This window comes from Anaerotruncus sp. 1XD42-93, from assembly GCF_009917605.1.
Taxonomy (GTDB): domain Bacteria; phylum Bacillota; class Clostridia; order Oscillospirales; family Ruminococcaceae; genus Anaerotruncus.
In genome coordinates, this window is the sequence record NZ_QZEG01000018.1 from 39,985 (window position 1) to 53,078 (window position 13,094).

At 55.0% G+C, this 13,094-nt stretch carries 8 protein-coding genes; all 8 read left to right on the forward strand.

Annotated features, from left to right (window positions below; genetic code table 11):
* The first annotated feature begins 530 nt into the window (after positions 1–530).
* The 8 genes from murA to D5269_RS08785 all read left to right on the forward strand — a co-directional run bounded on the left by murA (position 531) and on the right by D5269_RS08785 (position 12,950).
* On the forward strand, positions 531–1,784 hold the full coding sequence (gene murA, locus D5269_RS08750; RefSeq protein ID WP_120484812.1) for a UDP-N-acetylglucosamine 1-carboxyvinyltransferase: 1,254 nt from the start codon (positions 531–533) through the stop codon (positions 1,782–1,784).
* 112 nt (positions 1,785–1,896) lie between these two features.
* On the forward strand, positions 1,897–2,157 hold the full coding sequence (locus D5269_RS08755) for a hypothetical protein (protein WP_120484806.1): 261 nt from the start codon (positions 1,897–1,899) through the stop codon (positions 2,155–2,157).
* Positions 2,158–2,602: 445 nt separating this feature from the next.
* The gene (locus tag D5269_RS08760; protein WP_016315034.1) at positions 2,603–3,829 is read left to right on the forward strand and encodes an FtsQ-type POTRA domain-containing protein; all 1,227 of its coding nucleotides are present in this window, start codon (positions 2,603–2,605) and stop codon (positions 3,827–3,829) included.
* A 198-nt stretch (positions 3,830–4,027) separates the two neighbouring features.
* A complete protein-coding gene (gene ftsZ, locus D5269_RS08765; protein ID WP_031219420.1) occupies positions 4,028–5,140 on the forward strand; it encodes a cell division protein FtsZ in 1,113 nt (370 codons plus the stop codon).
* 78 nt (positions 5,141–5,218) lie between these two features.
* The gene (ppk1, locus tag D5269_RS08770) at positions 5,219–7,444 is read left to right on the forward strand and encodes a polyphosphate kinase 1 (protein WP_016315036.1); all 2,226 of its coding nucleotides are present in this window, start codon (positions 5,219–5,221) and stop codon (positions 7,442–7,444) included.
* Positions 7,445–7,735: 291 nt separating this feature from the next.
* Complete coding sequence (locus tag D5269_RS08775; protein ID WP_016315037.1) at positions 7,736–9,718, forward strand: toprim domain-containing protein; 1,983 nt, start codon at positions 7,736–7,738, stop codon at positions 9,716–9,718.
* 212 nt (positions 9,719–9,930) lie between these two features.
* Positions 9,931–12,165: a DNA topoisomerase (ATP-hydrolyzing) subunit A gene (locus D5269_RS08780; protein WP_120484808.1), complete on the forward strand. Its 2,235-nt coding sequence runs from the start codon at positions 9,931–9,933 to the stop codon at positions 12,163–12,165.
* Between the two features lie 272 nt (positions 12,166–12,437).
* A complete protein-coding gene (locus tag D5269_RS08785) occupies positions 12,438–12,950 on the forward strand; it encodes a hypothetical protein (protein ID WP_161910289.1) in 513 nt (170 codons plus the stop codon).
* Positions 12,951–13,094: the final 144 nt, after the last annotated feature.

The following is a 13,094-nucleotide window of genomic DNA, read 5'->3' on the forward strand; positions in this document are numbered from 1 at the left end:
TTACATATAAAATGATTTATATGTTGGTGGAGGTACAGCAGGCTTTGCAGTTTCCGGAGAACAAACAAAAACACCTGCCCTTCCAACAAGGACAGGTGTAAAACCTGCGGTACCACCTTGATTGACGTAAAAACGCCCACCTCATCAGAGTGCCAACACACCCTTTGCCCGATAACGCCGGCACGCGTCGCAGGATACTCAGCAGATTCGCCTTTCACCGCGCCCTCAGGAGTCCATTTGCCCGTCCCGCGTTCCGGCCTGGTTCTCAGCTTCCCAAGCTCTCTGTGCGTGCGCTTACGGTTTTATCTCTCCGTCACTGGTTTATGTCCCCTATTTAAGCACAAACGGCCGGGATTGTCAACCCCTTTCTGAAATTTTATGCGGTGAAGCCCGAAAGCGTTCCCGGAACCAGAATTTTGTGCACAGCATAGGATGGTTCAGAATCAGGCAGGATTGAAGCTCTGTTTGAACGATGGAAACAGCCCCTGGAACGAGGGGGGGCGTATCCGCAGATGAAAGGGTGCGTGAAGATGGAAAAACTGAAAATCTGCGGCGGCAGCCGGCTGTCCGGGACGCTGCGGGTCCACGGCGCGAAAAATGCCGCCCTGCCGATCCTTGCGGCATCACTGCTGCCGGGTGAATGCGTATTACATAACTGCCCGCGTTTGACCGATGTGGAAGCCGCCTGCAATATCCTCGCCCAGCTTGGGGCCAGCGCCCATCGTGAGGGGGAATCGGTGGTGGTGTCTGGCGGCGGGGACTGTTGCTGCTGTATCCCGGATGAGCTGATGCGCCGGATGCGTTCGTCAATCGTCTTTCTGGGGGCGATCATCGCAAAATGCGGGTGGGCGAGGATCTCTCTGCCGGGCGGATGCGAGCTTGGGCCGCGCCCGATCGACCTGCATCTCGCCGCACTTGAACGGCTTGGGGTCGAGATTGGGGAGGATCACGGCTATCTCGACTGCCGGGTTCGGGACCGGCTGCATGGCGGGATCGTGACGCTGCCGTTCCCGAGTGTCGGCGCGACCGAAAACGTTATGATCGCGGCTGCGCTGGCCGAAGGGGAGACGGTCATTCGGAATGCGGCGCGTGAACCGGAGATCTCCGATCTTGCTGATTTTCTCAATGCGTGCGGCGGACGGGTGCGGATTGCGCAGAACGGGGATGTGCGGATCGAGGGGGTCCGCAGCCTGTCGCCCTGTGAACACCGGGTGATCTCCGACCGGATCGCTGCGGCAACCTACCTGAGCTGTGCGGCAATCACCGGCGGCGAGCTGCTGCTGACCGGGGTCTGCACCGAACATCTCTCGGCGGTTCTGCCCTGCTTTGAAGAGATGGGCTGCCGCATTGAGACAACAGCCGAGACCATCCGGCTCGAAGCTCCCCAGAGGTTGCGTCCGCTCCGTTGTGTGCGGACCATGCCCTATCCGGGCTTCCCCACCGATGCGCAGTCCCCGCTGATGGCGGCCGCCTGCCTTGCGGACGGGAGCAGCATGTTTGTCGAAAACATCTTTGAGTCCCGTTATAAGCAGGTTCCCGAGCTTGCGCGGATGGGCGCGGATATCAAGGTAGAAGGGCGGATCGCGTTGGTACACGGGGTACGGGAGCTGCACAGTGCGTCGGTACACTGCACCGACCTGCGCGGCGGGGCGGCAATCGCAGTGGCGGCATTGGCGGCACAGGGGGAAAGTGAACTGCTCGAGATCGGGCATATTGACCGGGGTTACGAACGGTTTGAAGAGAACCTTGCGTCGATCGGGGCACAGGTGCGGCGGGAGGCATAACCAAATTCAATGCCTGAAATTTTGAATTTTTTTCGAGCGGATTGCGCCGCCTGCTCCTGCGTGTTATAATAGAACAGAAAACTGGCGCAAACAAGGAGGCTCCCTCTGCTGGATGTTTTTGGAAAGCGGGCGGCGGCAGGGAAAGTGTGGGAAGATTTTGATGGGTTCCGGGCATATCTCCGCCGCGCAAACGGTCGTTTTTGACCAAACGCATGGTTTCGATGGTTTGGGTGTCCCTATTTATCGGTTTTTGGATGGGATGTTTTATACAATTCCCTCCGAGTTTTGGAAGAACGCTTTCTCCATACGAAGCGCTTTTTGGGATTTTGCTTTTTCGGGTGGTAAAAATCCCTCGCAAAAAGAGATGGAATAGGCTTTTAGACACGTTACAGACAGCGGGGTTACCTGGAAGCCATACTTACCCGCAGCAGTGCTGCGGGTTTCAAAACCGTTTTGGTTTTGAAACCAGTTTTCATAAAAGCCGCCGATTCAGTCTGCTTTGAGGGCTGGAAGATATTTTTTAAAATTAGGCGCGAAGTTCGACAGAAACGCCGGTTTTTCTCACCCGGATTCCGTTATAATCGAATTACTTTCAAAGTTTTATGGGGATTCTTTGGAAGCCTGCGGCAGAATGGCCGCAGGGAGCGGCGAAAAGCGGCTTTGATTCGGATTTCATGGCCGACAGGCATGTTTTACATGCCTGCTGACGTTTGTCCGCCATTTACCAGGATGATCCGTTGTCCTGAAATGGTTCGGCCGGATCATCTTTATCAGCAACAGTTCCCGTCCTTTTGAAGCGGGAATCGCCGGAGGCAGCCATGAAGCAGAAAATCCTATCGTTCGGACCGGTGCGCCGTTCCTCCCCCAGTCGGGCGAAGGCGGCAGCTTCCGGGCGCCGGCGCAGGCGCAGGCGCACAGGCCGGCAGACCCTCAACTACATATTGCTGATGCTTGTTGCGCTGTCGATCTTTTCGGTGCTCTCGCTCACCGTGTTTTTCAAGATCGAAGCGGTCGAGGTCTCCGGGAACGCGATGTATGCCGATGAAGAGCTGATCGAAAGCAGCGGGGTCCAGATCGGGGACAATCTGTTCCGGGTCAGCGTAAAAAAGGTGGAAGAGCGCCTGATTGAAAAGTTCCCCTACGTTGAAGAGGTGCATTTCAAGCGGGTGTTCCCGGCAAAGCTGGTGCTGGAGATCACCCAGGCAACCCCGCTCGGCGCGGTGGATACCTCGGTGGGATACCTGATCATCGGCCGGAGCGGGCGGATTCTCGAGGCGAATGCAGTTTCGCTGCCCGAAGCGATGACCGTTGTGACCGGCATGTATATCAGTTCGCCGGCGGTTGGACGCAGGCTGGGCACCGTAGTTGAGCGCGGGGAGATCATCTATCCCGAAGAGGTCCAGCAGACCAATGCGTTCGACCAGGCGGAGGCCGCCGAACGCGAGGAAGAGGCGAAACGCCAGAAGATCAGCAACAAGGAGCGGGACCGGATCCGGCGTCAGGAGGCGGCGGAAGCGGAGGAGGACGGCTTCAAGATGCTGACCTATCTGGTCGACGCGGTGGAAGAGACCGGTTTTGAAAACATCACCCTGATCGACTTTTCCGACCCGCTCAACATGATGATCGTCTATGATGGGCGGATCATGGTTGAGCTGGGGAGCGAGGCGCACCTCGCGCTGAAGCTGCAGGCGGTCGAGAAGGTCGCTCTGGAAAATCTTGCGGATGACTTTGAGGGTACCCTTGATGTCACGATGGTCGGCAGCTCGACCCCGGCGGAAATCTGGAGCCGTCCCGGCGATATCCAAAGCGAGATCGACGCCCGCCGCAAGTTTATCGAAGAGGCGCAGGAGGAAGAGGAGCCGGAAACCACCATCTGGTTCCAGGACAGCAGCAATCCTGAGCTTGCGCTCGACCCGGACGCGCTTGCGGCCGCCAACAGCGCCGCAGCAAAGGCAGCGGCATCTTCCTCGTCCGCGGCATCGGGGCCGCCGGAACAGGCGTCCTCCTCCTCGCGGGACGAGCTGGCCACAGTCCCGGTTGGGTGAGTGCCGGAAAGGGCTGAAAGCTGGGAATTTGTCACAATTTGAGAAACTGGCCCGGAAAGCTATTGCGTTACCGGCGGAAATCTGTTAAAATGGGGACGATAGTAGACTAAGACGGGGTAGAAGCGCCTTTTTAGACATAAAAACAGCCATGCCGCCAAAATAAGGTATGGAACGGATACAGGGGGAACAGCGATGATAATGAACTTCGATATGGCAAGTGAATCGGAGAATGTCGTATCAATCAAGGTAGTTGGCGTGGGCGGCGGTGGCGGCAATGCGGTCGACCGGATGGTCCAGTCGGGGATGAAGAGTGTGGAATTCATCTCGATCAATACAGATAATCAGGCGCTGCTTCGGTCGCAGGCCACCTATAAACTGCATATTGGTGATAAACTCACCCGCGGCAAAGGCGCGGGCGGCAATCCTGAAAAGGGCCAGCGCGCGGCGGAGGAGAGCCGGGACGAGATCGCAGCCGCGCTCAAGGGCACCGATATGGTATTTATCACAGCGGGCATGGGCGGCGGCACCGGTACCGGCGGCGCCCCGGTTGTGGCGGAGATTGCGCACGAGATGGGTGTACTTACAGTTGGCATTGTCACCAAGCCGTTCAACTTTGAAGGGCGCCGGCGGATGGAGCAGGCGGAGATGGGTGTTACCGCGCTGCGTGAACATGTCGATGCGCTGCTGGTCATCCCGAACGAACGGCTCAAGCTGATCTCGGACGAGAAGATCACCCTCCAGAATGCCTTCTCTGCGGCGGACAATGTGCTCAAACAGGGCGTACAGAGCATTTCCGATCTGGTGAATATCCCCGGTGTGGTCAACCTCGACTTCGCTGATGTCACTGCGATCATGAAGGACGCGGGCTATGCGCATATGGGTGTTGGTGCGGCGTCCGGCAAGGACAAGGCGCGTCTGGCGGCAGAAGCGGCAATCGCCTCTCCGCTTCTCGAAACCTCGATCAACGGCGCCAAGGGCGTGATCGTCAATATCACTGCATCACCTGACATTGATCTGGATGACATCGATACCGCCTCTTCGATGATCCATGAGTCGGCGCATCCGGATGTCAACCTGATCTGGGGCGCCACCTTCGACGAAACCCTCAACGACGAGATCCGTGTCACTGTGATCGCGACCGGCTTCGACAACGACAAAAACTTTGCGCTGCCGTCCTATGGGTTCGGGAAAAAGCCGGCAGCGGTTCCGGAGAAGCAGCAACAGGAGGAAACACCGCCTGTGGTATCCTCCAATGAGGACGACGACAACTTCTTTGACATCCTGTCGATCTTCAACAACAAGCGCAACTAAAACAGAAAAGAGGGTATTGTCGGGAGGCGATGCCCTTTTTTGCAGTTTGGACAGCAACGAATAAAGGGGAACTTCACAATGGACAATCAGGGAAATCTGCCGCTGCTCTATCACAATCGGGAATTGAGCTGGCTGAAATTCAACCAGCGGGTACTCGAGCAGGCGCGGGACAACGCAATCCCACTGCTCGAACGGCTGAAATTCATCTCGATTTTCGGGAGCAATCTGGACGAATTTTATATGATCCGGGTCGGCACGCTGACCGATGCCGCGCTGCTCGAGCCGGATGAGACCGACAATAAGCTGGGGATGAGCCCTGCCGAACAGCTTCAGGCGATCTTCGCGCAGACCCGCTCGCTAGCCGCCCAGAAAGACGAGGTCTACCAGCTGCTGATGCGGGATCTCACACAGGAACACGGGATCGAGCAGCTCGACCCCGAAACGCTCGACGGGGAAAAGGCCGAGTATCTTGAACGATATTTTACCCATGAGCTGATGCCCATGCTCTCTCCGCAGATCATCGACAAGCATCATCCGTTCCCGTTTTTGCGCAACAAGGAAATTTACATCTGCGCCCAGCTCCAAACCAAAGGGGAATTTGTCAAGCTGGCAATGATCCCGGTTTCGACCGGCTTCGACCGGATGGTGTTCCTCCCGTTTGCCAAGGACAAATTCGTTCTGATTGAAGATTTGGTGCTCAAATATTGCGACAAGGTATTTGAAAGCTATGTCGTCACAGCCAAGACGATCCTGCGGGTCACCCGCAATGCGGACATCAATGTGGATGAGGCGATGTACGACCACGACATCGACTATCGGAGCGTCATGGAGCAGATGGTCAAAAACCGCCGCAAGCTGATGCCGGTCCGGCTCCAGATTCAGGGCGGCGCCAACCACGCCATCCTGGACCAGCTCTGCAAAAAGCTCGAGTTGAGCCATGATCGGGTTTTCCAGATGCGTACCCCGCTCGATATGTCATTTGGTTTTTCGCTCTGTGCCCGGTATGAGCGCCGTGGGGAAAAGGAGCTGTTCTACCCGACGCTCACTCCCCAGAAGAGCGTCATGCTCGAGCATGGCAAGCCGATCATGCCGCAGATCGAGGATCATGATGTGCTGCTGTCCTATCCCTTCGAAACGATGAAGCCGTTTATTGACCTGCTTCTCGAGGCGGCTTCGGACGAAAGTGTCCTGAGCATCAAGATGACCCTCTATCGGGTTGCGCGTCAGAGCCAGGTGGTGGCGGCACTCATCAAGGCCGCTGAAAACGGCAAGGAGGTCCATGTCGTCGTTGAACTGCGCGCCCGGTTCGATGAGGAAAATAATATCATCTGGTCCAGGCGGCTGGAGGAAGCGGGGGTCAATCTGACCTATGGGCTTGGAGAGTATAAGGTGCATTCCAAACTGCTGGTCATCACCCGCAAGCAGGGCGATAAGGTGCAGTTTATCACCCAGATCGGAACCGGCAACTACAACGAATCGACCGCGCGGCAATATACAGACCTCTGTTTGATTACCGCTGACCGGGAGTTCGGAGAGGATGGACTGCGGATTTTCAACGGCATCCTGACCGACCATCCCGCCGAAACGACCACCCATCTGCTCGCCTCGCCGCTCACCATGAAACCGGCAGTGCTGCGGTATATCGAACAGGAGATCCGGTATGCGCGGGAGGGACAGCCGGCTGAAATCCTCGTCAAGGTGAATTCGGTGACCGATAAGGACCTGATTGATGCGCTGATCGAGGCGTCAAAAGCCGGGGTCAAAATCCGGATGGTGGTTCGCGGCATCTGCTGCCTGCGCGCGGGAGTGCCCGGTTATACCGATAACATCGAGGTTGTCAGCATTGTAGGACGGTTTCTGGAGCATAGCCGGGTTTATGTGTTCGGCCCGCCCGAGCGCAGCCATATGTACATCTCGTCCGCTGACTTCATGACCCGGAACATGGAACGCCGGGTCGAGGTCGCTGCGCCGATCTACAACGAACAACTGAAACAGCGGATTATGGCAATGCTGAATCTGGAATTTTCAGACAACGTTAAGGGGAAGCGGCTCTTGGAAAATGGGGAGTATCAGCTGGTCAAAAACGACAAGCCCCCGATAGATAGCCAGATCGACCTGTACAAAGCGGCGTATATGCGCGCGGAACATGCGGCAAATCCGCCAAAAAGTTCGCAGAAGCCATCCGCACCCAAGTCTAAACACGCAGCAGCCACAAAAGCGCTCAAAAAGAGGACGCCCACACAACAACAGGCCAGAGAGCGGTTTGTGCTGGACCGCCTGAGAGATTTCTTCAAAAAGAGATAACCTTGTCCGCCCGGCTGTTGCTGTGCAGAGCTGGGCGGGCGTTTTCGCTTGCAGAGGCGGTCCGATTCTCTTTTGAAAGTTTTACTCGTTTTTTGCTGCCGCTGCACTGTGGGTTGCAGCGAATCTTGCGGAGTGCATTCGCTATAACGCTACGGTTCCCAGCGCGCAGATTCGGGTTTCCCGTCCCGCAGCCTGTCGGGAGAATCTACAGGCTGAACAGGGCATTTTTTGCGAGTGAAAAAGCCCCTGTGAAATGATGAAAAACAAGCTGTTTATTACGGAGGCCATACAATGCCAAAAAAAGCCACAAATGATTATGGAAATGAGAGTATTTCCTCGCTGAAAGGGGCCGACCGGGTTCGCAAGCGTCCAGGGGTGATCTTCGGATCGGACGGTCTGGACGGCTGTGAGCACGCGATGTTTGAGATTCTTTCCAATTCGATCGACGAGGCGCGCGAAGGACACGGAGACCGGATCATCATCACCCGCTATCTCGACCATTCGATCGAGATCGAGGATTTCGGACGGGGGCTTCCGGTCGATTACAACCCCCGGGAGGAACGGTATAACTGGGAGCTGGCATTTTGCGAACTTTACGCGGGCGGCAAGTACCAGACCAACGAGGGGGAAAGCTACGAATATTCGCTCGGATTGAATGGTCTGGGGCTGTGCGCAACCCAGTATGCGTCCGAGTATATGGATGCGGAAATCTATCGCGATGGGATGAAATATACCCTGCATTTTGAGCGGGGTGAAAACATCGGAGGACTCCAGAAGGAGGAGACCCGCCGCCGGCAGACCGGCACCAGAATCCGCTGGAAGCCGGATTTACAGGTGTTCACCGATATTGACATCCCGCTCGAATATTTTCAGGATGTCATCAAACGGCAGGCGGTCGTCAACGACGGGACCCGTTTCCTGTTGCGCAGCCAGACCGATTCGGGGTTTGACGAGCAGGAGTTTCTCTATGAAAACGGGATTGTCGATTATGCGGGCGAACTTGCGGGGGAAGGCGCGCTGACCTCGATGCAGTTTTGGAAGGCCGAGCGCAGAGGCCGCGACCGGGAGGACAAGCCGGAATACAAGGTCAAGCTGAATGTGGCCTGTTGTTTTTCCAACCGGGTGAAGAAGGCTGAGTATTACCACAATTCCAGCTTTCTGGAGCATGGCGGTTCCCCCGAGCGCGCGGTCAAGCTGGCGTTTGTCTATATGATCGACAACTACATCAAAAACGCCGGGAAGTACAACAAAGGGGAAAGCAAGATCACCTTTGCGGATGTGGAGGATTGTCTGGTACTGGTTTCGAGCAGCTTTTCCACCCAGACTTCGTATGAAAACCAGACCAAAAAGGCGATCACCAACAAGTTTATCTATGAGGCGATGAATGAGTTTCTGCGGCATCAGATCGAGGTCTATTTCCTCGAAAACCCGGATGATGCGGCTCGGATCGCCGAGCAGGTGCTGATCAACAAGCGCAGCCGTGAGAACGCAGAAAAAACACGGCTCAACCTCAAAAAGAAACTGGCGGGCAGCATTGACATGTCCAACCGGGTACAGAAGTTCGTTGACTGCCGCACCAGAGACGTGAACCGCCGCGAAATTTATATCGTGGAGGGGGATTCGGCGCTCGGCTCCTGCAAGATGGGCCGGGACTCCGAGTTTCAGGCGATTATCCCGGTACGCGGTAAGATTCTCAACTGTTTGAAAGCGGAGTATGACAAAATCTTCAAAAACGACATCATCACCGATATTTTTAAGGTGCTCGGATGCGGGGTGGAGGTCACCTCCAAGGCCAACCGGGACCTCTCTTCCTTCGATCTTTCCGGGCTGCGGTGGAATAAGATCGTAATTTGTACCGATGCCGATGTGGACGGGTTCCAGATCCGCACCCTGATTTTGACCATGCTCTACCGCCTCGCCCCGACCTTGATTGAGCGGGGGTATGTCTATATTGCCGAATCGCCGCTTTATGAGATCACCAGTAAGGATAAAGTTTACTTCGCCTATACCGAAGCGGAAAAGGCGGACGCACTTTCCAAGATCAGTGGAAAATATAACATCCAGCGCTCCAAAGGGCTGGGCGAAAACGAGCCGGATATGATGTGGCTGACCACCATGAATCCCGAGACCCGCCGGTTGATTAAGGTGAATCCCTCGCAGGCGGAGGCAACCAGCCGGATGTTTGATCTGCTGCTTGGTGACAACCTCGCCGGACGCAAGGAGTTTATTGCGGAAAACGGGCATCAGTATCTCGATCTGGCGGACATCTCGTGACAGCATGGATGGGAAAGGGGCTTTTTCTCTTGCAAAAAGCCCCCTCTTGCCGCCGACGGCGGCAATTCACCCCCAAATGCGCTTCTCAGGAGAAGGCGTTCCGCGCTCTGCGGAGCGCGGCCAAAGGCCCTGCCTTTGGAAACCGCGATTTTTTGAAAAAAATCGAGTAAAACTTTTGGTTGTGAAACAAACATACAGGATGAGGTGAACCAATGGCCGCCAAACGACCGAAAAAGGAACCGAAAAGACAGGTCAATCCCTCGGCTGTGATCGAAAATGCGGGCATCATGTTCGAACAGCCGATTGTGGAAACCCTCGAAAAAAACTATATGCCATACGCGATGAGTGTAATCGTCAGCCGCGCGATCCCCGAGATCGACGGGTTTAAGCCGTCGCACCGGAAACTGCTTTATACGATGTATAAAATGGGGCTGTTGACCGGGGCACGCACCAAGTCGGCCAACGTGGTGGGCCAGACAATGCGTCTCAACCCACATGGCGACAGCGCGATCTATGAAACAATGGTGCGTCTTGCACGCGGGTGCGAGGCGCTGCTCCATCCATATGTGGATAGCAAGGGCAACTTCGGCAAGGCATACAGCCGGGATATGGCCTATGCTGCGTCCCGGTATACCGAGGTCAAGCTCGACCCGATCTGCAATGAACTGTTTGGGGATATCGACCGCGACACGGTGGATTTTGTGGATAACTACGACAGTACCATGAAGGAGCCAACTCTGCTTCCGGTCACCTTTCCGTCGGTTCTGGTGAATGCCAATGTGGGCATCGCAGTTGGGATGGCTTCGTCGATCTGCCCGTTTAACCTTTCGGAGGTCTGCGAAACCACGATCGCTGTCCTGCGCAACCCCGATCACGACCTGACTGAGACCCTCAAAGCCCCCGACTTCCCAGGAGGCGGCTATATCGTTTACAACGAACGGGAACTGCGTCAGGTTTACGAAACAGGGCGGGGCGGCATCCGGGTGCGGGCGCGCTATACCTACGACAAGGCGAACAACTGCATTGATATCACCGAAATCCCGCCAACCACCACAGTCGAGGCGATCATGGACAAGGTGGTTGATCTGGTCAAGGCCGGGAAAATCCGGGAGATCGCTGATATGCGCGATGAGACCGATCTGAGCGGTTTAAAATTGACCCTCGACCTCAAGCGCGGCACAGACCCTGATGCGCTGATGCGTCGGCTGTTCCGGATGACCCCGCTTGAGGATAGTTTTTCCTGCAACTTTAATGTGCTGATCGGCGGTATGCCGCGGGTCTGCGGGGTTAAAACGCTCATCAACGAATGGGCGGCGTTCCGTGAAGAATGTGTCCGGCGCAAGATCCATTTCGAGCTGAAGCGCAAGCAGGATAAACTGCATCTGCTGCGCGGCCTGGGGAAAATCCTGCTCGATATTGACAAGGCGGTGAAGATCGTCCGGGAAACCGAGGAGGAGAAAGAGGTTGTCCCCAATCTGATGATCGGATTTGGCATCGACGAGGTGCAGGCGGAATATGTCGCGGAAATTCGTCTGCGGCATCTGAACCGGGAGTATATTCTCAAGCGGATCGAGGAAACCGGGCAGCTCGAAAAAGAGATCGCGGAGATGCAGGAGATCCTTGGGGATCGGAAAAAGGTTCGTGCACTGATTATTTCTGATCTGAAGGAGGTCAGCAAAAAGTACGGGAAACCCCGCCGTTCGCTGCTCTATTATCCCACAGAGGAGGACGAGCAGCCGGTTGCCGCCGAGATGCCTGATTATCCGGTCCATCTGTTCTTTACCCGCGAAGGATATTTCAAAAAGATTACGCCGCAGTCGCTCCGGATGAGCAGTGAACACAAGCTCAAAGAGGGGGATTCGGTCGTACAGGCGCTTGAGGGCAGCAACAATATGGAACTTCTCTTCTTTACCGATCGGGCGCAGGTCTACAAGGCGAAAGCATCCGACTTTGACGACACCAAGGCGAGCGTGATGGGGGATTATATCCCCGCCCGGCTCGGGATGGAGGAAGGCGAAAACGCGGTCTATCTGGCGGCGACTTCGGATTTTGCCGGTTATATGCTCTTCTTCTTCGAGAACGGAAAGGTCGCGAAGGTGGAGCTTTCCGGGTATCAGACCAAAACCAACCGCAAAAAGCTGCTTGGCGCTTATAATGCGGCTTCCCCGCTGGTCGCGGCGCGTCAGATTGGGGAGGACTGCGAATTCCTGCTGACCTCAACGAATGGCCGGATGCTGATTGTCCACACCGGCGCAATCGCCCCGAAATCGACCCGCGGGACACAGGGGATCGCGGTCATGACCCAGAAGAAGAACCAGACGCTGGCATCGGCCGAGCCGTTTGTGGAGGGGTCGCTCGCGAACGACCACCGGTACCGTACCAAGACACTGCCTTCGGCAGGGATGCTGCCCCGGCCGGAGGATACCGGCGAACAGCTCTCCCTTTGATACAGAAAAAACGAAAGCCGGACAGCGATTGCCGTCCGGCTTGGGTTTTTATCCCCGTGCAAACGCTTTTCGGAGTAAAAACCGTTGTTAGTATGGTCCCAATGCATTGATTTATACAGATTATTTTATAATTATTTTTTAAATATCAAATATATTTTTTAAAATAACAAGATTTACAATATTATCCATATGTGATATGATGAAATTGTGATAAACAGATCTGCGCGCAGGGGGTATCACGGCAAAGAAACAGTGAAGGAAAATGGAATTATATGTTAAAAAAGTGCGTAAGTACATTTCTGATTGTTTTTTTGTTGCTGACTATGGGCTTGTCGGCCTCTGCCGTAGGCGACTCTCAAGATAAAACAGAACCTTATGACCCGAACCCGTCAGTGCGTCCTTGCACGATTTTTGGCGATGATGAATCTTGGAAAGCCATATCGGCAGATGGAAGAGGATACAAAGCTGATGCGAAGCTATTTATCGACTATCCGGATGGAAAAACAAGGCAGGGCACAGGTTTCCTCTATGGAGATCATGCGATGGGAACAGCGGCACATTGCCTGTATGATGGTAGATATGGCGGCAAGGCTACAAGGATCAAAATTGTTCTTCCGCATAAGACAATTTTTGCTGATGGCAGTAAACTGCGCTATCCGTCCCAATGGAGCGCGGGTTCTTCCTCCAAAGCAGCAGGAGATTACCCTTCCGACAGGAACGGCATCTCAAGGCTATTTTGGTCTTTATACAAATGGCGCAAAAGTGGGAGATACCTGTTCGGTTAGTGGATATCGGGCAGGAGAGTACAAGGCCCGTATTAGCCGCGATAAAATTAGGAAATTTGGTACATATGATTTAGATAGCGTCTACACAAGAGGCGGGGATTGTGATAGAATGGAACTATCTTAAAAGACCGGGGGCAGAAAGAT